Below are 21,340 nucleotides of genomic sequence, written 5' to 3' on the forward strand. Positions count from 1 at the left end.
GTCGTTCCTTACTGATAAGGTTTCAGCAGGCGGTCAGCCTGTTTCTGTGCAGAATTCAGCGCCTCAGCCGGCGTTTTAGCCTGCGTCACGGCGGCTTCGATCGCGTGGTTCATCAGTTCCTGAATCTGCACGCTGTTGTACGTCGACAATTCAGGCTGGGAATATTTCAGCTGCTCGCGGGCGACCAGCGCCTGTGGCACTTTTTTCACATAATCCTGCATGACCGGAGTTTCCCAGGCGGCGGGCGATGTCGCGACGTAACCGGTCGCGATACTCCAACGCGCCGCCTGCTCAGGCGCAGACACCCAGCGGATAAACTCCATCGCCGCTTTCTGTTGTTCCGGCGTGGTGTTTTTGAAGACGTACAGGTTGCCGCCGCCGGTCGGGCTGCCGCGCTGAGTTTTCTCAGGCAGCATTGCGACGCCGAACGGGAATTTAGCGTTGTCGCGCACGGTGGTCAGGTTACCGGTAGTGGTGACCATCATGGCGGTTTTACCGTCGATGAAATCCTGTGGCGTGGTGCCCCAGGCAATCGCGCCTTTTGGCGATACGGCTTCTTTCTGTGCCAGATCGGTCAACCACTGCAAAGCTTCGACGTTAGCGGGCGTATCGAACGTCACCGCCGTGCCTTTGCCATTATCGAGATGGCTGCCATTGGTGGCGGCGATCCCCTGGAAGTTCCAGTAACCGTTTGGCGTGGACGGGATCTCGATGCCCCACTGTTTCACATCGCTGCCGTCGCGTACCACCAGCTTCTTGCCAAAATCCACGACCTGCTGCCAGTTGGCGGGCGGCGTGTCACCATTCAGACCCGCTTTCTCAAACGCCTGTTTGTTCCAGTACAGCACCACCGTGGAACGCTGGAACGGGATGCTCCACACCTTGTCCTGAATGTGGCGGATAAACGCCGGATAGAAGCTGTCGATCCATTTTTTTCCATCTGCGTCGTTGGCCAAATCGCTCACCGGCAGGATCGCCCCCGCGTCAATGAGTGAATAGGCTTCGATATCGCCGATCACCGCGATCTGCGGGGCATTGCCGCCGCGAAAGGCGGTCAGCGCTTTGGTGACGGTGGTGGCGTAATCACCGGTGTAAACCGGCTGAATGCTGATATCCGGATGCGTTTTCTGGAAATCTTCCACCAGCGTATCCACCGTGTGGCTGATTTTTCCGCCGACGGCAATCGGGTAATACATTTGCAGTTTGACCGGAGCGGCTGCAAACGCTGAGGTGCCGGTAATCAACAGCAAAGCAGTAGCAAGACGAGAGAAGCGATGAACAGGTGACATGATTTTCCCTTTGGCATTTATTGTGTGTGAGGTCATAAAAGTGAATAAAATCAAAATATAAAATCAGACGGCAACCCGGTTTTCTGCAGGTAAGCAGACATGCTCAGCGCGATAACAGCGTTTGCCGTCCGCACTGAAGAAAAAATATTGTGCGCCAGTCGCCCATTGCAGCCCGACAATCTGACCTTCGGCAAAGCGTTTCATCCCCGGCACTTTTACGGTGAGCGGTTCGGGATATCCGGTTAATGCGCAGACCACCAGCGTATCCGCGCCCATATATTCATGACTAATGACCTGGGCGGTAAGACCGGCATGTGCGGCGTCCGTCAGCTGAATATCTTCTGCACGAAGCCCGAGGCTGATGGCCTCTTCATCGAGATTTTCCACCACCGGCACCGGCATATTGGCGAGATAATGATGTGTACCGCGAGGCACCAGCGGCAAGATATTCATCGGCGGCGCACCTAAAAATTGCGCGGCGAAAATGCTGGTCGGGTTGTTGTAGAGGTTGTCCGGCGTGTCGTGCTGTTCGATGCGACCATCGTTAAGCAGAATGATCTTATCGGCCATGCTCATGGCTTCGGTCTGATCATGGGTGACGTAGACCATCGTCAGGCCGAGTTTCTTCTGAATCGCGCGGATTTCGCGGCGCATGCTCTGGCGCAGTTTAGCGTCGAGGTTAGACAGCGGCTCATCCATCAGACACAGCTTGTTATTGGCGATCACCGCGCGCCCCAGAGCCACACGCTGTTGCTGGCCGCCGGAAAGTTGCGCAGGCAGCCGGTCAAGCAGCTGTTCCAGCTCCATCAGATTACTGACTTCTGCTAACCGCGTAGCGAACTGACGTTTATCTTCACCCCGCGCCCGCAGCCCGAACAGCAGATTTTCGCGCACGCTCATGTGCGGAAAGAGTGCGTAAGACTGAAAGACCATTGACAGTTTGCGTTCTGACGGCGAGCGCGCGGTGACATCTTCCTGACGAAATAATATCGCGCCGCTGTCGGCAGATTCGAGCCCGGCGATGGTGCGCAACATGGTGGATTTACCGCAACCAGAAGGCCCCAGCAACGCGATAAACTCTCCCTCTTCCACATCAAAACTGATGTCGTCGAGCGCGGCCTTATTTCCCCAGGATTTCCGGATGTGACGCAGTGATAAATAGCTCATGCCCGTGATGATTCTCTCTGACCGGTGATGGGCATAACCTAACGGGGCAAAATGACGGTTTTATGATGAGGAGATGACGGCAGGAAGACAGGCAGATTTTGCAGCCCGAAAGCGCCCTGTGTTACGCTTTCCGGCCGCAAGCTAAAGGTTAATCATTATCTGATGACATACGTTATCTGATAACGGCCAGAACCGATTTCTGCAGCAAATCCCTCCGCGCTGCGGATAAAATCTACCCCGTCGGGTTCGGATACGCTTTCTGCTGCCAGCAACGAAATAGTGGCTGTCGCATTCGGCGGGATCGTCACATCCAGCCTCACAGTTTTGCCCTGCACATCCTGGCCGGTGATTTGCCATTGCACGCCGATTTCACCGTATACCGAGTGGTAACCGGCTCTGACCCACGTCACATCACCGCCGATAAGCGGGCGTATGAGCGCGTGTTTGAAGCCCGGCCGTTCTTCATCCGCTTCAATCCCGGCCACGACCCGGTAAAGCCATTCCCCCACCGCGCCATAGGCATAATGGTTGAATGAATTCATATCAGCGCTCCACATCGAACCATCCGGTTTGATGCCGTCCCAGTGTTCCCAGATGGTGGTCGCGCCCGCTTTGACCTGATACAGCCAGGAGGGGAAATCGTCTTTCAGCAACAGTTCCCAGGCTTCCTTCGCCCGTCCGTTCTGACTCAGCGCATGACAGAAATACGGCGTTCCGACGAATCCAGTGACCAGATGACCGCCCTGTTCTTCTAACAGCTCGACCAGCGTGTCCGTCGTTCTCTGGCGGAATGCGTCGGGTACCAGATTAAAATACAGCGCCAGAATATGGGCGGTTTGCGTTCTCGCCGCCAGCCGTCCGGTCGGTGTGAAAAACTCCTCCTGAAAACTGCGGACAATAGCGTGATGCAGCGCGAGATACCTTTCGTGATCGTCGTGACGGTTTAGTACTTTAGCCGCTTTGGCGAACAACAGCGTGGACCAGGCATAGTAGGCCGTGCAGGTCAGATCATTGGGCGTCGCGCCAAAGTAGCTGCCCTCTTTGGCATCCAGCGCCACCCAGTCGCCGAACTGTAACCGGTAGCGCCAGATATTATTTTCTGCATGGGACTGCATGAAATCGATCCAGCCTTTCATGCTTTCATATTGATTTTCCAGTACCCGCGTGTCGCCGTACATCAGATACATTGTCCACGGATTGATCACCGCCGCATCCGCCCACGCCGATGCGGAATGCGTCCCCCCACCGGACAGCAGGCGATCATTCCCGCAGTGGCCGTCGAGAATATCCGGGATCACATGCGGAACGCCGCCCTCCGGTGTCTGGTCACAGCGCAAATCTGTCAGCCATTTGGCGAAGAAATTACGCGTCTGCATCAGGTAACTGGCGGTCCGGCAGAAGATCTGCGCATCGCCCGTCCAGCCGAGGCGCTCGTCGCGCTGCGGGCAGTCTGTCGGCACATCGATAAAGTTACCTTTTAGCCCCCAGAGAATATTGTGGTGCAGCTGGTTAAGATCCTGATGAGAACAACTGAAATGGCCGGTCGGCTCCATGGCGGAATGCAGCACGATGGCGGTGAAATTATGTAAACTCACCTCTCCCGGATATTCTTCAATTTTCACATAGCGAAAACCCTGCCAGGTGAAATGCGGATGATAAATTTCCTCGCTCTCGCCTTTCAGCGTGTATTCGACACGCTGTTTGGCCGAACGTAAATTATCCAGATAGACATTCCCTGCGGCATCGAACACTTCAAAGTGACGTAATATCACTTTATCACCTGCGCGCCCGGATACTGTAAACTCTACCCAGCCGCTTAAATTTTGTCCGAAATCAATCACCCGGTCGCCTTGTGGAGTAATGATTATTTCTTGCGGAGTCAGCAATTCTATCTGGCGGACTTTACAACTTGCTTGCGCGGTCAGTGTTTTTTTATCGTACTGAACAATATTCACCGGCCACCATGATGTTGCCGGATAGTGCTTATTATTCCAGCCCGTCAGTTCTTTTCTGGCATCATAAATTTCGCCGTCATAAATCTCGGAAAAAATAATGGGTGAGCGTTCACCTGTCCAGTCCTGGTCGGAATGAATACTCTTTTTTGTACCGTCGTTGTAGTGAATCACTAACTGGCATATCAGCGCAGTTTGTTCGCCATAGTAATTACGGTGACGGGTAAATCCCATATCACCTTTGAACCAGCCCGCACCAAGAACGGCACCCATGACATTCTCACCGGTTTGTAGCAAACCGGTCAGATCATAGGTCTGGTAAAGTAAATGATGATGATAACTGGTCCATCCCGGTGTCAGTTCATCATTGCCGACTTTGTTCCCGTTTAAATAAAATTCATATAACCCCAACGCACTGACATGTAATACGGCAAAGGCGATATTTGCGGCATTGTCGATTGCGAAACTTTTTCTCAGCGATGTGCTGGCCGAACTGTTCTTGTCTGCGGGAGTTTCAGCAGAGATAAATTCTGCCTGCCAGCCGCCGTTCAGTAAACCCGTGATGAACGTTGCGGCATGACTCCAGTTGCTGGTTTCACCGTAATTATCCTGAACCTGCACGCGGACGAAGTAACGCATTGAAGGCTGCAATGCTATTTCCCCGACATCCAGATTGCTCGATATTTCACTAATGACTTTTCCACTGTCAAAAATAATGGTGTTGAAATATTCATCCTGCGCAATTTGCAACCAATAAGAGATCTGCTTCACATTCCTGTTATGACTTTCAATTTCCCAGCCAATAACCGGCATGCGATCCACACCTTGTAATACCGGCTCCAGATCCAGGGTTAATTTTGCTATGGACAGCATAATTTGGCACTCCTTAATTACGTCAAATTATTAAAGGGTAAGGTGTATAGTGATTAGATTTTTTCTGCGGATATACCTGGAGAAATATAACGACTTTCTTCAATATAATTTTCAGATTCGCTTTTAAATTCATTTCGCTGTTTACCGTGGAAACATAACCATCCGACAAATAAACCCAGCGCGACAATAGTGGATAAAATTGAATACAGCGCGACAGGCCCGGCATCGAGTAGTAATGGCGTCACAAAGGCCAACAGCCCGCAGGACAACCTGGAAATCGCCACAATGACGCCCTGCGCAGTAGATCTCAGCATGGTAGGGAAGGATTCCTGCGACCAGACCTTCATGATGCCTTCAAAAGCCAGCCCGCTGCCCAATGCGGTAAAGAACAGGCAGCAGAACCAGGAAAGCGGCGAGAAGTTGAAAATAACCGGCAGGAAAAAACCACCGGCAAAGCAGAATGCACCAGCAATGAAGGTCGGGATCCGCTTAGGCGTATCAACGAAGCGCATGAACAGTATCCCGGCAATCACTCCGACCGGTAAGGTCAGCAGATTCCACAGGGAGTTTTTCTCAACGCTGATGCCGACCACGTTGACGGCGACGTAGGTGCCGAACTGCCCGCCGGTATTGGCAGCCAGGTTGGTAAACATATAGAAGATGCACAACGAGACAAAGGGCAGCAGATATTTTCCTTTGACCAAATCCCGGTACGCTACTTTTTGCGCACGAACGGTGGTCAGCCCTTTCTTATATTCATTTCGGGCGGTGAGCCACATCGGTGATTCCGCAATAGTGCAGCGCAATGCCAGCAAAATCACCGCCACGATGCAGACATGAAGATACATCACCTGTCCGCCAATGTGCCCCCAGCCGCCGACCACAGAGGAGACAGCCATAGTCATAACGATACCGAGAAACCACAGTAAATTAGAAAGACCTATAATCTTCCCGCGGTTCTTATCCGAGGCGGCTTCAGAAATGGTCGCCAGCGACACCGGTAAATCTGCACCCGTGGCCAGGCCGACCAAAACAGTGCCGGTTAAAAGTACCGGAAATTGATGACCGAACGCTAACAGTAGCGTGCCCATAATAATCATGACCATGGTCGCAATAAAAACGGTGCGCCGCCCGTAGCAATCCCCCAGCCTGCCACCGAATAATGCGCCTAGCGCAATACATAAGGTTAATATCCCGGAGAGAACGCCTATTTCAAAAGACGTGGTGCCGATCGCTTTTTGATATATTACCAGTGCGGTACCGTTCGAAACTATGGCGGCTGAATCAATATAAGACGCCATTCCTGATACCACACCGACATACCAGGGGTTAGGATGTTTGATTATAGACATAGTGATTCCTTTAGAAGTTATTGTGAAGATTAACACTTCATCTTTTTAATCCCTGTGACTTATCTAAACCTATTTTATTGCAATCAGATCACGCTATTACTCACTCGTGCGCGTTCCTGAGAGGGCGTTCGAGAGAATTGTTTTTTATAGGCTTCGGTCAGCCTGGCGTGATGTGTAAATCCGCACATCAGCGCAATTTTACCAATGGAATAATCGGTGGTGCGCAGTAACTCCTGTGTTTTGAGCAACCGGTAGCGCAACTGGAATTTCTCAGGTGTATATCCGGTGGTCTGTTTAATAAATCGAAACATGGTTCGTTTAGTAATACCGCTTGTTTCGCATAATTCCTGCCAATTGATAGCGCAGTGATAATTTTCAATGAGATGATTTATCAGGAAACGCTTGCCGCTTTCAACCCTGCCTGTCTTTTCTTCTTTTTTAGTCGCGCAGCGGTAAAGTAAACTGATAATGGCAAGCAGCGCTGACTCAGTAGAAGAAAAATAATCCGCACCGTAGTCCGGAGAGTTTTTATTATTGACCTCCCCCGCCAGCCGGATGATTTTTTCTAATTCACTTTCATTCAGGGAAAATCGTTTGTTTTTGGGCGGCAACGTGCGCTGTCTAATGCCGTCTTTTAGAATATCTATATTTTGAATGAAATAAAAAGATCGTGTGCGGTGCAATAGTATATTAATAACAGATAATTCGTTCGCCGATTCATAACAGTGAATGTCGCGGGAAGATACCAAAAAGAAATCACCCTGACAGATAAACTGCACCTGATCGTTAATAATATGAAATCCGCTGCCGTGCCGGACAATGACCAGTTCATCAAATTCGTGACCGTGGACGTCCTCCATCATCTGATGATGCATATCAAATAAGCTGAACGCATGATCGTCTGAAAGAAAGAAATCATCGACGCGTAATATTTTCATTTCTTCACCGGTTAATTGTGAAAATGGCGTATTCCTTTATAGCCTCACGCATATTATAAACAATAATTTCTGATGTGATGATTAGACCGTAATAATGATGACAAGTCTATATAGCGTGCTGGCACTGAGACGTAAACGACAGTGATATAAGTTTCATTTCCGACAATCGCCATGGGTTCAGGCCCGGAGACGGGTGTCACCGGCAATGACAAATCGGACACAGGGAAGGGTTAACGCCTCAACCTATTCACGCTATAACCCATTCACGCTATAATAGGCAGGCGAATGACGCATTAGTCAGATGAATCTATCGACATCAAGAATGCGGATGGAATATTTCTCAGGAGAGAAGATGAAAAAGGCACTGTTTATTCTGGCTACGGCCATAACTCTGAGCGCTTGCAGCATGAATCAGAATACCGCGGTTAAACAAACCGACTTACAGCATCACCGTTTTGAACTGCTGAGCGTTGACGGTCAGACGGTTCCGGCGGCGCAGGGGCGCATTCCGGAGATTGAGTTCGGAGAGAAAATGCACGTTTCCGGCAAGATGTGTAATAACTTCTTTGGCCAGGGCCAACTGCAAAACAGCGTGCTGACCGTGAAAGGCATGGCCTCGACCCGCATGCTGTGCAGTGATGAAAATCTCAATAAATGGGATCAAGTGATCGGTGAAGTGCTCAACAATGGCGCGACGGTGAACTTGCAGGATCATAAACTGACCCTGACCCAGGGCAAACATACGCTGGTATACCGCCTGAAAGACCGTATGTAATCACGAAGTAAAATGCATAAACGCCAAACCTGAGTTTGGCGTTTATCCCGCAGTACAGCGGCCTTGCATCAATGCAGTTTCGGAACACTGGCGGCCGTTCGACATGGAGCACATCCCGACGCGGCTACCATCAAGCTGCGGCGCCAGTCGCAATTGTCCGCCCGCCATCGAACATGCCGCATACGCCGGGCTGTCCATATTGACGGTACGCGCGCCGACATTCACGCTGTTGCCTTTTTGTGGAACGTCAGCCGACTCTTCATGGCTGCTGCATGCGGCTAATACCAGCACGCCGGTGGCCAGTAACACGCGAAACGCAGTGATCATCTGTCCTGCTCCTGAAATATAGGGTTGTAGCGGGGAATATTTTAGAACGGTCATCATATCCGACGTTTTTCGTCTGCGTCGAGTACTCCCGCGAAAGAACATCAACTTTTTCCTAAAAAATGGGCTTTTGTTCATAAACCGAAACACTTTTCTTTCCGGCGCTCCCCAAATCATTCACCTGACTAATAAAAACCCATGCACACAATCAGGATAAATTGATTATTCCGCCCTCTGCTAAGCTTTTATCATTCTTGCCAGCATAACCAAAAGTTTGCTGGCCTGTTTTTGTGAGCAAGCAAAGGGTATTCCATGATCACCACTGACGGTAATAACGCAGTCGCTTCCGTGGCTTATCGCACTAACGAAGTGATTGCTATCTACCCGATCACTCCGAGTTCTACCATGGCCGAAATTGCAGGCGCATGGTCAGGCGAAGGAAAGAAAAACTTATGGGGCGACGTCCCGACGGTAATGGAAATGCAGTCGGAGGCCGGTGCGATTTCCACCGTCCACGGCGCGTTGCAAACCGGCGCGCTGTCGACCTCTTTTACTTCGTCGCAGGGTTTGCTGCTGATGATCCCGGTGCTGTACAAACTGGCCGGCCAGCTAACGCCGTTTGTTCTGCACGTTGCCGCCCGGACGGTGGCGACCCACGCGCTGTCAATTTTTGGCGATCACTCCGACGTCATGGCCGTTCGTCAGACAGGCTGTGCCCTGCTCTCTGCCGCCAGCGTGCAGGAAGCGCAAGATTTCGCGCTGATTTCTCAGGTCGCCAGCCTTAACAGCCGCGTGCCTTTTATCCATTTCTTCGACGGTTTCCGCACCTCGCACGAGATCAATAAAATCGCACCGCTGAGTGACGATACGCTCCGGCAAATGCTGCCACAGGCGCAAATTGATGCCCATCGCGCCCGCGCACTTTCGCCGGATCACCCTGTCATTCGCGGCACGTCCGCTAATCCGGATACTTATTTCCAGTCCCGCGAAGCCACCAATCCGTATTACAACGCCACCTGCCAGCACGTCATTGATGCCATGAATGCCTTCGCCGCCCTCACCGGCCGCGAATATAAGCCATTCGAATACGTCGGCGATCCGCAGGCCGAACGCGTGATCGTGCTGATGGGATCGGGCATCGGCACCGCCGAAGAAGTCATTGAAACCCTGAACGCGCGCGGCGAAAAAGTCGGCGTGCTGAAAGTGCGTCTGTACCGTCCCTTCAGTGCCGGACATCTGCTGTCGGTGCTGCCGCAAAGTGTAAAAAGCATCGCGGTGCTCGATCGCACCAAAGAACCCGGCGCACTAGCGGAACCGCTGTATCTCGACGTGATGACCGCGCTGGCGGAAGCGTATTCCCGCGGCGAACGCGATTCCCTGCCAAAAGTGATCGGCGGTCGCTACGGGTTATCTTCGAAAGAATTCGGGCCCGACTGCGTGCTCTCAGTATTTCACGAACTGGCACGCAGCCAGCCGCGCCCGCGCTTTACCGTTGGCATTTATGACGACGTGACCGGCCTTTCATTGCCGGTAGTGGAAGAAGAGTTGCCTGAACGCGCTTCGCTGGAAGCCTTGTTTTACGGGCTGGGCAGCGACGGTTCCGTCTCGGCGACCAAGAATAATATCAAGATTATCGGCAACAGCACGCCGATGTATGCGCAGGGATATTTCGTCTACGACTCCAAAAAGGCCGGTGGCCTGACGGTATCGCACCTGCGCGTCAGCGAAAACCCAATCAAATCCGCCTATCTGGTAACACAGGCTCATTTCGTCGCCTGCCATCAGTGGCAGTTTATCGACTTGTATCAGATGGCGGAACGCCTGCGCCATGGCGGAATTTTCCTGCTCAATACGCCGTTCAGCGCCGATGAGGTCTGGGCGAGACTGCCGCTGGAGGTTCAGGCTACGCTGCATCAACGCGAGGCTCGTTTCTATGTCATCAACGCTGCGAAAATTGCCCGCGAATGCCGCCTTGGCGCGCGTATCAATACCGTCATGCAGATGGCCTTTTTCCACCTGACTAAGATTCTGCCAGGTGATGAAGCACTGAAAGAGTTGCAGGGCGCGATTGCCCGCAGCTACAGCAGTAAAGGCGAAGACGTGGTCACCCGCAACTGGATGGCGCTCGGCGCGACGCTGGAACAGCTGGTTGCCGTACCGTTGCAGCCGATCCCGGAAAATCCCCATAAACGTCCGCCGATTGTTTCCGATGCCGCACCGGATTTCGTCAAAACCGTGACTGCCGCGATGCTGGCAGGGCTTGGTGATGCGTTGCCTGTTTCCGCCTTCCCGCCGGACGGTACCTGGCCGACCGGAACCACGCAGTGGGAAAAACGCAACATTGCCGAAGAAGTGCCGATCTGGAAGCCGGATTTGTGTACTCAGTGCAACCACTGTGTCGCCGCCTGCCCGCATTCCGCGATCCGCGCCAAAGTGGTTCAGCCACAGGAAATGGAGAATGCGCCGTCAGGCTTGCAATCGCTGGACGTGAAATCCCGCGATATGCGCGGCCAGAAATACGTGCTGCAGGTCGCACCGGAAGACTGTACCGGCTGTAATCTGTGTGTCGAAGTCTGTCCGGCGAAAGACCGTCAGGATCCGTCGATCAAAGCCATTAATATGGCCGACCGCATTGAGCATCTGGAAGAGGAACGCGCCAACTATGATTTCTTCCTCAAACTGCCTGAAATTGATAAAACCACGCTGGAACGCATCGATATCCGCACCTCGCAGCTGATCACCCCGCTGTTCGAGTATTCCGGTGCCTGCTCCGGCTGTGGCGAAACGCCTTATATTAAGCTTATCACCCAGCTTTACGGCGACCGTTTGCTGATTGCCAATGCCACCGGCTGCTCCTCGATATACGGCGGTAATTTGCCGTCAACGCCTTACACCACTAACGCCGAAGGCCGCGGCCCGGCATGGGCAAACTCGCTGTTTGAGGACAACGCCGAGTTCGGTCTGGGCTTTCGTCTGACGGTCGATCAGCACCGACGCCGCGTGCTGCGACTGGTGGCGTCGCTGGAAGAACATATTCCGGCTGAAGTGCTGGACGGCCTGCGCGATGACACCGTCACGCCGGAAATAAAACGCGGGCATATTATCGCGCTGCGCAAAATTCTGGCGGAGATCGACACACCTGACGCGCGCCAGCTGGCAACCGACGCGGATTATCTGGTGGATAAATCCATCTGGCTGATTGGCGGCGACGGCTGGGCATACGACATTGGCTTCGGTGGTCTGGATCACGTTCTCAGCCTGACCGAAAACGTCAACGTGCTGGTACTCGATACTCAGTGTTATTCCAACACGGGCGGCCAGCAATCGAAGGCCACCCCGCTCGGCGCAGTTACCAAATTCGCCGAACAGGGCAAACGTAAATCGCGCAAAGATCTGGGTGTCAGCATGATGATGTATGGTCATGTTTACGTCGCACAAATCTCGCTCGGCGCGCAGCTGAACCAGACAGTGAAAGCCATTCAGGAAGCCGAAGCCTATCCGGGGCCGTCGCTGATTATCGCGTACAGCCCGTGCGAGGAGCACGGTTACGACCTTGCACTCAGCCATGATCAGATGAAACAGCTGACCACTACCGGATTCTGGCCGCTGTACCGATTTGACCCGCGTCGGGTGGATGAGGGCAAACCGGCACTGGCGCTGGATTCCCGTCCGCCAGGCGCAGGACTGACGGATACGCTCAATAACGAACAGCGTTTCCGCAGGCTCAATGCTCAGCAACCGGAAGTCGCTACCGCGTTGTATGCGGCGGCGGAGAAAGAGCTGAAACAGAAGTATGAGTTTTTGGTCATGCTGGCGGGGAAAAGTGCTGACTAAGGTCAGCTTTTAAATCAACCTCAAGGTCAAAGTCTGGGCGCCGGCCCACACCGGGTTAAGGGGCGTAAACGCGCCCCTTAACAATCCTGCGTTTATTTTAAAAAGCGCTATCGCGGGAATGATGGACTTGTTCTGCGGCTAAGGAGGGTGGCGCAAAACCCTGCCGCTGCGCGGTACCTTCTCTCGGTGCTGGAGCCTAAGGTCTCCAGCCCGCTCCGTTCAGCAGGATTTTTTGACCGCGCCATCTCACCATTTTTAAAGACAAACTAGACAAGATAAAACCTAGTCATTTTCAATTTTTACTTGGCTGTTTCCTATTTTCGTCCTGAGTCGGTGAGGTTGTGACCTAAAAAGTGTATGGCCGCGTTCGAAAATCGCGCCGTAGCGAGAGGTGAAAAACCGTGCGTCTTTGTGCGCGGGTTGTAACCCGAGCGAAGGGCACCGCGGAGCGGCGTGATTTTGCGGCAATAGCGGTAATACCTGAAACATAGCCAGGATGCATGGCACGTGTTTTTAAAAACGCGGGAGTCCAGAGGGCGCGCGTTTACGCGTCCTTTGGGCCGGTGTGGGTGGCAACCCACGGTGTTGAAGTTGAATTACCCCCCTGATCCAAGTCGATGCTTATGCCCCTTCATCAAACTCAATGACGCGGAATAAGCTTCTCCCTCGTCCCCCGCCATAATCGCCTCATAAATCCGTTTATGCTCGTTCAGACACATTCCGCCTTCCTTTGAGGAGTATTCGAAAAACCATTTGAAAATGGTGGTCAGCACATTGCCGAACGGGACGTAAAAACAATTACCGGAGGAGATGAAAATCATCCGGTGAAACTGGGTATCGATGTCCACCCACGCCTGCGCGTCGAAATTCTCCGCCACGTGACACATCTGGCGATAGATCCGCGAGAGCTCGATCCGCTGTTCTTTGCTGGCGTTCACGGCAGCAAGCGCGGTGGCGTGCGGTTCGATGGCTTTACGAAATTCAAGAAACTGATGATAAATCTCTTCGGTCGCTTCCATGCCCTGCATCCACTCCAGCAGTTGCGGGTCGAGCATATTCCATTGCGGACGCTCTTTAACACGCGTGCCGATTTTCGGGCGTGATTCCAGCAGACCTTTTGACGTGAGCAGTTTCAGCGCTTCGCGTAAGGCCGTGCGGCTGACGCCGAACTGTTCGCCGAGCTCAATTTCACTCGGCAAAATGGCACCGCAGGCCAGCTCGCCGGAGAGAATTTTACGGGCGATATCGCGGGCAATATGGGTGTTCAGACCGCGTGTCATACCTGCGGCGGTTTCAAACTGCATCGTCATGCTATTCCCTTTTACTGTGCAGATTGCCGACAGCATAGTTCAGGCGGCGAAACGCTGCATGCGTCCGCCGCGATGAAACTCACGAACTGTGCGCTATGGCGCCATCTGGCCGCCGTTAACGTCTAATATCTGACCGGTGATGTAACCGCTGCACGCGTGGGAGGCGAAAAACAGGAAGCTTGGTGCCAGTTCTTCGCTGGTGCCAAAACGGCCCATGGCGATAGATCCTGCGATTTTCTCGCGCACTTCCGGGCTTTTATCGGCGTGAAAAACCGTGTCGATAGTGCCCGGAGAAACCACATTGAAGCGGATATTATCTTTGGTAAATTCCTTCACCCAGTTGCGGTGCACGTTGTGCAACCAGGCCTTCGAGGCCGCGTACAAACTCGCGCCTGGCCCCCCGCCTTCACGTCCGGCAATGGACCCGGTACTGATCACCGAAGTCGTTTTGCCGCTTTGTTTAGCCGAATGGCGCAAATGCGGGATAGCAAATTTAGTGACCATCAGCGCCGAACGGGCGTTGAGATCCATTACGTGATCGTAAAAATCGTCGTCGATGCTCTCCAGTCCCTGACGCCCGCCCAGGCCGCCAGCGTTGTTGATCAGCACATCGATACCACCAAAGCGTTCAACGAAGTTTGCCACCAGCGCTTCACATTCGGCAGATTTCGTGACGTCCGCGCCAAAGTACGCGACTTCACCGCCGTTTTTGGCGATTTCCGCCGCCAGTTGTTCAAGGCTCGCATCGTGACGATGACCGTTAATGCCGACCTTCGCGCCCGCCGCGGCAAAAGCTTTTGCCGCCGCCAGACCAATACCTTTGGTTGAACCGGTAATCAAAACTCGCTGACCGTTTAAATCGTTAAACATACGTGCTCCTTCATTTTTCAGAGATAGTCAGAGGTGAAACGGATTGCCACGCCACGCTGAAAGCGTTTTCCGCTGTCGGCGCGGCGCGGTTATTGATGCGGACATTCAGCGTCCGGTTTTCTGTAAAGAGGATGTTGATTTCAGATTGCTGATCATCGTGGCTCACTACGCAGATACTTATGACTTCGCCGCGCGCATCGAGTGAAGTTTCGGTAGCCTCATCGAAATAACCGTGCGTTTCAAATACGCTGGCGAAAATGGCATTTTTGCCGTGAGTACGTAGCAGCAGCGCCGGTTCGTTGCGCAGGTTGAAATGCGGATCGCTGGCACCGGTGCGGGCTACGATTAACTCGCCGCCGTCGGGAAAAGCGCTGACCAGAGTCCGGTAACCGTCGCCATCAAGCCAGCTGAATAACGCGCAATCGCCGCCCGCAATCGTGCTGCGGGCGCAGTCCCACAGGTGCTGATATCCGTGACTTTCACCCAGAGGTTTCAGCACTTTCGCCACATCAAGCGTGACGTTGCTGCGTACAAACTGGCCGAGATGATGCAGGCAATAATCGTAACAGTGCGTCTGCTGGCTGGTCAGGCGGAACACATCGACGATAAGCGGCGAGCCAAGCTCCGGTAAATCCAGCATCAGCACGGTGCGCTGCTGTTTTACGCCGGGATAATAATCGCTCAGCCGGGCACTCATACCCTGTTCTGCCGGATTGTCCGTGACGAAGAAGTGCGGTTCGCCCCAGCGTTTTTCCGCCTCCAGACTGAGTCCGCCGTGCTGACTTTTTTCGTCCACCACTACGGTGTTGTGCGCGACGCTCTGCTTGCAGTAGCTGTTGTTTTCTGGAATATAGCGCCCGCCGAACTTGGGTTCGATATTCACCCAGCGGCCAAACCCGTAATCGCGTAAAAACTCACGGCCTCGGTTGAACAGGCTGAGGTGCAGGCCGTCAAAATGCCCGTGGTTGAGCGCAGAATGTAGGCGGGGAATGCTACCGTGCTGGCCGTACCACATCAGCGCCATATCTAGTTCGGCACTGCGCAAAATTCCGAGGCCGCCGTGTGAACCCTCCGGTCCGTCATGCAGTTCGACGCTCCCCCAACTGACTTTTAGCGGTGGTGCGCTTTGCAATGCTGCGGATAATTCCAGCGCCGCTGCGCTGACCCACAGGGTGTGCTGTTGTTGCGCGACAGCAACCCACTGCGGATTATGCGGATAGCGGTGATAGCAAACGCTGGCGGCGATGACTGCGCCGTCATCGCGGATATTGATGGTTTTGGAGGAGTCATTGAGCGCAGGCCAGGTCCCGTCGGGGAATGCGGTCTGCATCAGGGCTTCGCAGGTTTTACGAATGATCTGATCACGGAACTGATAAATCTGTAATTCCGGCTGACGGCGTTCAATCGCCTCGCTCAGCAGCAGTAAAGGTCGAAGCGCAAAACGGTGATAATAAGGCCCTTCGATGTAGTAACCGTCTGGTGAAAACAGCTGGCTAAGCTGGGCAAAAAAACCGCCGCTTTCGCTGTCCCCCTTCAGGCCATAAAGCGCTTTTTCGACCAGTGATAAATCGCCAAGTACGTAACCGCTGATGGCTGCCGCCGCCACTGACCAGATGCCGTGATTGTGCACGATATCGAAATCTTTGCTGTGGCGGTTCAGCGCGTCGTCAGCCATTACGCTAAACAAATTCTTTTCAATGTATGCACACTCTTCCTGACTCAGCGAGGGGATCAGGCAGTGGTAGCCTTCAACGGCGTACAGCCAGAACATGTTTTCGTTGAGCGTCTGATGGAAAAGCCGTCCCGGCGCATTGCTGTCTTTGCTGGTAGCGTTGCCGAGCGAAGGGTAAATGTCGGCGTAACCGGTCAGCAACGCCAGCGCGAAATCACGATAACGCGCCTCACCGGTGATAAGGAACAGACGCCCGGCGAGATTGACATAAAAGTAGTTTTGTTTGTGCCGCGTATGCTCAGCCCCTCCCGCTTCACCGTGACCGGGGATGCTATGCGGCTGCGCCATATAACGCTCAAGCAAGACGATTTGCTCGCGCAGCGCCGCGCCAGTCAGAGTATCCGCAGCAATATGTTCGCGGAGTTTCCCGGCCTCATGCATGGAAATCAACAACGGTTGCCACTGACTCATTTTCCGCTCTCCTGTGGCTGAGGCGCGACATAGCCGGTAGCGAACGAGGGCAGCGAAATCAGCCAGGTCTCCCGCTCGGCTTCCATTACCGCGCCACGCGTCGCGTCTTCATGATAGCCACCGGTCATTTTCTTACTTTTATCCGCTGGCGGCACGGTGAAGGTCGCGCTGCGGATCTTTTGTTGGTAGCGCGACTGGCCGGTGGAATTATCCGCCCAGGAAAGCAGCGGCAGCGGACGCACGCGGATCTGGTCGATCGATTTATAAGGCCACGCTACGTTCGGATCGGTGAACCGCGCCATGAAATCCAGTGAGGTCAGCAGGTTACCGCCTTGCGGCGTTTTATAGTGCCAAAGATCGATTCCCTTTTTCTGCGCCAGCAGCGCCATCATGCTGATCGCCTGTAAATTGAAATAGCTGTAATGAAAGGATCGGGTGCGCGCCAGTTCTGCGGGCTGCGTGCCGTCGGGTTTGAGTTGTACGTCGAGCTTACTTTTCATCAGCGTTGCCATATCGTCGATCACCGCTTTATCACCGAGATACCAGGCGATGCCTGACACCTGCGTCACGTACCAGTTACCGTGATTATTTTCGGTGCGCCCTTCCTTCTTCGCGATTTTGCTGCCCTGAAGCCAGTGCAGATACTCCGTCATCCACGCGTGGAGTTGCTGTTCGTCGTTGTCGCTCCACGCCGGATTGCCACGCAGCAAAATCAGCGAATCCACAATGCGCGTGGAGAAATAGCGCCCATCCAGCACACCGGCGTTGCGTCCCGGCGAAATTCCCGGCACGCCCTGCGCAAAATTCAGATTCGGGTTCATGCGCGTTTGTGGCGTGATAAACCAGGCGCGCAGCAGGCTGGCGGCTTTGTCGGCATATTTTTGTTCACCGGAGAAATACCAGGCCAGCGTCAGGTTCTGCACCCGCGCGGTGAAATCAGCCAGCCTTACGCCGTCACTTTGATCGTTTTTACTGGCCGGATTGACGCGCCCGTCCTTGCGGATCCACGGAAGGCCGTCGGGTTTGCTGTCGTCCGGCCACCAGTAAGCGCTCAGGCTGAGGTAATCGTGCTTCGAGCCGCCCGGCGGCGTCATGCCTTTGTCGGTCACGCTGAGATTGGGTTTGTTAAGCGCGGAATCCGCAGCGGCCAGCAGGTGACGGTACGCGTCAGAGGATTGTGGCGCAGCGGTGTTGTCGTGCAACTGCTGGCGGACTACTTCCATCTGCGCGGTATTGAGAAATGCCGGTTCAGCGGCGAAGACGCCTGCGCTGCCAGACATCATGATGAAGGCTGCGGCGAGCTGTTTTACCTCAACGGTACGGCACTTAAATAGCGTCATGCATTCTCCGGTTATAACGTTTTCTTTCGCTTTAGTACTACTAATAAAGCAATGAATGTTTATAAGCGCCAGTCAGAATTAGCCGAAAAAAGCCACAAATTGCCCATCAAGTGACCGACTTCACAAATCGATAACAAACTAAGCGTTTCTTATTTGTCGGACTTTTAATTCCATTACTCTCTTCTACGCTTGCTCAATACATAACCAAAAACACCTCACCTACAAATGAGAGAGTAACGACAATGGATATCAATGTTCTGGTCATGATCGGTTACTTCGTCTTAATGATTGCTATCAGTTATGCCTTCAAAAAGATGGCGTCAGGCTCCTCGAGCCACTATTTTCGCGGTGGGGGGCGAATGCTCTGGTGGATGGTTGGCGCAACCGCGTTCATGATCCAGTTCAGCGCGTGGACGTTCACCGGTGCCGCCGGTCAGGCCTACCGCTACGGTTTCAACGTGGTCAGCGTGTTCGCCGGTAACGTGTTCGGCTATCTCATCGCCTGGTGGTGGTTCGCCACGCGTTTTCGTCAGCTGCGGGTGGATACGGCCACCGAGGCTATCAACCACCGCTTCGGCAAAGGCAATGAACAGTTTTTTACCTGGATGATTATTCCTCTGAGCATCCTGAGCGCCGGGGTGTGGCTGAACAGTCTGGCAGTGTTTGCCAGCGCGGTGTTCAAACACGACATTACGCTTACTTTGTGGGTGACCGGCGTGGTAGTGCTGGTGATTTCATTGCTAAGCGGCGCATGGGGCGTGGTGGCGAGCGATTTTGTTCAGACGCTGGTGGTGGCGATTATTTCAATTGCCTGCGCGGTGGTTGCCCTGTTTAAAGTCGGCGGACCGGTCAAACTGGTGACCGAGTTCCCTTCTGGCTTCTTTACCGGACCAGACGTCGGACCGCATTACATTTCGCTTCTGGTGGCCTGCTTCCTGTTCTTCTTCATCAAGAACGTGCAAAGCATCAATAACCTTCAGGATTCCTACCGCTTTCTGAATGCCAAAGACAGTTTCAACGCTAAAAAAGCGGCGCTGTTCGCGCTGGTGCTGATGTTTGTCGGTACGCTTATCTGGTTCATCCCGCCGTGGGCGGTCGCCGTTCTGTATCCGGACGCCGCCACCGCGCACCCTGAGCTGGGGAAAAACGCTACCGATGCGGTATATCTGATTTTTGCCGAACGCGCCATGCCACTCGGTACCGTCGGCCTGCTGATGGCAGGACTGTTTGCAGCAACGATGTCCTCCATGGATTGCGCGCTGAACCGTAACTCGGGGATTTTTGTGCGCAGCTTCTGGACGCCGGTCGTCAACCGTAACGGCGCGCGCAGCGACAAGTATCAGTTGCGCGTCGGGCAGATAGCCTGCGTGGTGAACGGTGTGCTGGTGATCCTGGTCGCGCAGTACATGCACACAATGCAGACCGTGAGTCTTTTCGATCTGATGATGAAAGTCGGCACGCTGATGCAGGCGCCGATTGTCGTGCCACTGTTCCTTGGCGTGTTTATCCGTAAAACGCCGGACTGGGCGGGTTGGGCCACCGTCCTGTTCGGGCTGGGCGTATCGTACGTTGTCGCTAACGTCTTTACCGCACCGGACATGGCACGCCTTCTCGGTATCACATTGACTGCGCGTGAGTTACTGGACGTAGCAATTATGTGGAACATCTTCTCGCACATGGTGTTCACCGGTGGATTCTTCTGCCTGACAAGTCTGTTCTACCGTGAAGCCAATACCGCGCGCGAGGCACAGCGCAAACAGTTCTTCATCGATATGGAAACGCCGGTCTATGCCGACAACGAACAGGATGAGTTCGACCGGCTGCAACGCGATAAAATTGGCCGTATTTCGATGTACATGGGTGCCGGTTTACTGCTGATGGTGCTGGTACCTAACCCGCTCTGGGGACGGATCCTGTTCCTGCTGTGCGCCCTGTCGATTCTCATCTTCGGCTGGGTATTACACCGCAGCGCAGAAAAAGGCATGACCGCAGCGAAGGCAGAAAAAGCCGCAGCGGTGGATAAAGTGAAAATCGTGACGTCGCAGCGGTAATCACGGCAGTTAAGAAGACAATGCAGGGCTTTGCGTGACAGGGTTCTGCATTTTTATTACTACTCACGAGATAAAAATTAAACATTCAATAATTTCACTTACCCTTCTTATTAATACAAAACAATAAAAATAAAAACTTAATAATAAGGTGATATGAATTAAAGGATGTGTAAATATTATAATCATACCAATCATAGGGAAATTGAGATAAATGTGGAAAAAGAGATATTACTTATTTGTTGACAGAGTCGATGATGGCCCAATGGAATCAGGGGTGATATATGCGCATAAAGTCCTGAAAATTCCCGGTCATAATATTTTCACGTTAGGCAAAGCACCAATTTATACAGAGTTTGACCGGCGGATAGGTGATGCGATAGACGGAATTTCCTCCGTGCAAAACACGCGTAACTTATCGTGCATCACAGTGAATGATCGTTTGGACGTTATGGGGCATGGGCATCCTGGACAGGTCAACAAATTCGATGGGACTCGTCTCAACGCTTTTGCGCTGGCGTATGAACTGGTCTCCCACGGGCTGAGAGAGGTCGGTTTTCTAAAAATACAGGCCTGCAATATTTTACGAGACAGCGATGACTTTCTTATTCAGTTAAGAACGGAACTAAATATTAAGGGTGTAAAAGTGGGTTACTTGTCTGGAACCCGGAAATATATGAATCAGACGGCAACATTCCGTGGACACAGAGATAACCCCGCAGGTAACCCTTCCCGAGCAGATGAACGATTTCGTTACGTGAAAGGTAATATCGACATCCCCCTCCCCGCACCCTAAGTATGGAACCGTGATAAGGCAATAAAAAACCCGCTTTCAGCGGGTTTAGATATTGGAAAAAACAGACAAAAAGCGATATTAGTTGGGAAGCTCCGTCACCTGCTTGACTTCAGTTTTACTGATTTGCTGTTTTACCCCATTAGCATCGGTATATTCCAACAGGCCGGTTTCGGCTTCTTTTGGTTTACCGTCGCTGATGATGGTTCGCGCATCATTAGTCTGAATGGCATAGCTGGTACGGGTGCAGCCTGACAACGCTGCGACACTGATTAATGCGGCTAATGGCAGAATCAATTTCCTGTTCATCGTTCTCTCCTTTGTCACAGTGA

The 21,340-nt window shown here is 53.0% G+C and carries 15 protein-coding genes; 4 read left to right on the forward strand and 11 right to left on the reverse strand.

The features are described 5' to 3' along the window. Nucleotides 1-8: 8 nt before the first annotated feature. From GE278_11095 to GE278_11115, 5 genes are all read right to left on the reverse strand, one after another. On the reverse strand, nt 9-1,289 hold the full coding sequence (locus tag GE278_11095) for an extracellular solute-binding protein (protein ID QLK61276.1): 1,281 nt from the start codon (nt 1,287-1,289) through the stop codon (nt 9-11). Between the two features lie 63 nt (nt 1,290-1,352). Next, nucleotides 1,353-2,456, reverse strand: a complete 1,104-nt coding sequence (locus GE278_11100) for an ATP-binding cassette domain-containing protein (GenBank protein QLK61277.1) — start codon at nt 2,454-2,456, stop codon at nt 1,353-1,355. Nucleotides 2,457-2,611: 155 nt separating this feature from the next. Next, nucleotides 2,612-5,281: a Bacterial alpha-L-rhamnosidase gene (locus GE278_11105; protein ID QLK61278.1), complete on the reverse strand. Its 2,670-nt coding sequence runs from the start codon at nt 5,279-5,281 to the stop codon at nt 2,612-2,614. Nucleotides 5,282-5,334: 53 nt separating this feature from the next. Further along, nucleotides 5,335-6,633, reverse strand: coding sequence for an MFS transporter (locus tag GE278_11110; GenBank protein QLK61279.1), 1,299 nt, complete (start codon nt 6,631-6,633; stop codon nt 5,335-5,337). A gap of 83 nt (nt 6,634-6,716) precedes the next feature. Then, on the reverse strand, nt 6,717-7,571 hold the full coding sequence (locus GE278_11115; protein ID QLK61280.1) for a helix-turn-helix domain-containing protein: 855 nt from the start codon (nt 7,569-7,571) through the stop codon (nt 6,717-6,719). Nucleotides 7,572-7,923: 352 nt separating this feature from the next. On the opposite strand from GE278_11115, the gene hslJ reads away from it, so the two are divergent. Continuing rightward, complete coding sequence (hslJ, locus tag GE278_11120; protein ID QLK61281.1) at nt 7,924-8,346, forward strand: heat shock protein HslJ; 423 nt, start codon at nt 7,924-7,926, stop codon at nt 8,344-8,346. A gap of 42 nt (nt 8,347-8,388) precedes the next feature. On the opposite strand, the gene GE278_11125 is transcribed toward hslJ, so the two are convergent. Then, on the reverse strand, nt 8,389-8,673 hold the full coding sequence (locus GE278_11125; protein ID QLK61282.1) for a DUF333 domain-containing protein: 285 nt from the start codon (nt 8,671-8,673) through the stop codon (nt 8,389-8,391). 309 nt (nt 8,674-8,982) lie between these two features. Here GE278_11125 and nifJ point away from each other — a divergent pair, with 309 nt between their 5' ends. Next, nucleotides 8,983-12,504: a pyruvate:ferredoxin (flavodoxin) oxidoreductase gene (nifJ, locus tag GE278_11130; GenBank protein QLK61283.1), complete on the forward strand. Its 3,522-nt coding sequence runs from the start codon at nt 8,983-8,985 to the stop codon at nt 12,502-12,504. A gap of 596 nt (nt 12,505-13,100) precedes the next feature. On the opposite strand, the gene GE278_11135 is transcribed toward nifJ, so the two are convergent. The 4 genes from GE278_11135 to GE278_11150 form a co-directional block, all read right to left on the reverse strand. Further along, complete coding sequence (locus tag GE278_11135) at nt 13,101-13,814, reverse strand: GntR family transcriptional regulator (GenBank protein QLK61284.1); 714 nt, start codon at nt 13,812-13,814, stop codon at nt 13,101-13,103. 93 nt (nt 13,815-13,907) lie between these two features. Beyond that, complete coding sequence (locus tag GE278_11140) at nt 13,908-14,684, reverse strand: SDR family oxidoreductase (protein ID QLK61285.1); 777 nt, start codon at nt 14,682-14,684, stop codon at nt 13,908-13,910. Between the two features lie 10 nt (nt 14,685-14,694). Further along, nucleotides 14,695-16,827 (reverse strand): chondroitin lyase, encoded by a 2,133-nt coding sequence (locus tag GE278_11145; protein QLK61286.1) that lies wholly within the window; start codon nt 16,825-16,827, stop codon nt 14,695-14,697. Next, a complete protein-coding gene (locus tag GE278_11150; protein QLK61287.1) occupies nt 16,824-18,167 on the reverse strand; it encodes an alginate lyase in 1,344 nt (447 codons plus the stop codon). Before GE278_11150 ends, GE278_11145 begins: the two co-directional genes overlap by 4 nt. 242 nt (nt 18,168-18,409) lie before the next feature. Between GE278_11150 and GE278_11155 the strand changes: the two genes are divergently transcribed. Together GE278_11155 and GE278_11160 are read left to right on the forward strand one after the other, a co-directional pair. Next, nucleotides 18,410-20,218 carry a transporter gene (locus GE278_11155; protein QLK61288.1) on the forward strand — a complete coding sequence of 603 codons (1,809 nt, stop codon included), beginning with the start codon at nt 18,410-18,412 and terminating at the stop codon, nt 20,216-20,218. A gap of 211 nt (nt 20,219-20,429) precedes the next feature. Next, a complete protein-coding gene (locus GE278_11160) occupies nt 20,430-21,011 on the forward strand; it encodes a hypothetical protein (protein ID QLK61289.1) in 582 nt (193 codons plus the stop codon). 78 nt (nt 21,012-21,089) lie between these two features. Here the strand turns inward: GE278_11160 and GE278_11165 are convergent, their stop codons facing one another. Further along, entirely contained in the window at nt 21,090-21,317 is a 228-nt protein-coding gene (locus tag GE278_11165; GenBank protein ID QLK61290.1) for a YgdI/YgdR family lipoprotein, read from the reverse strand. Nucleotides 21,318-21,340 lie beyond the last annotated feature (23 nt).

The sequence above is a fragment of the Enterobacteriaceae bacterium Kacie_13 genome (assembly GCA_013457415.1).
Lineage (GTDB): Bacteria > Pseudomonadota > Gammaproteobacteria > Enterobacterales > Enterobacteriaceae > Rahnella.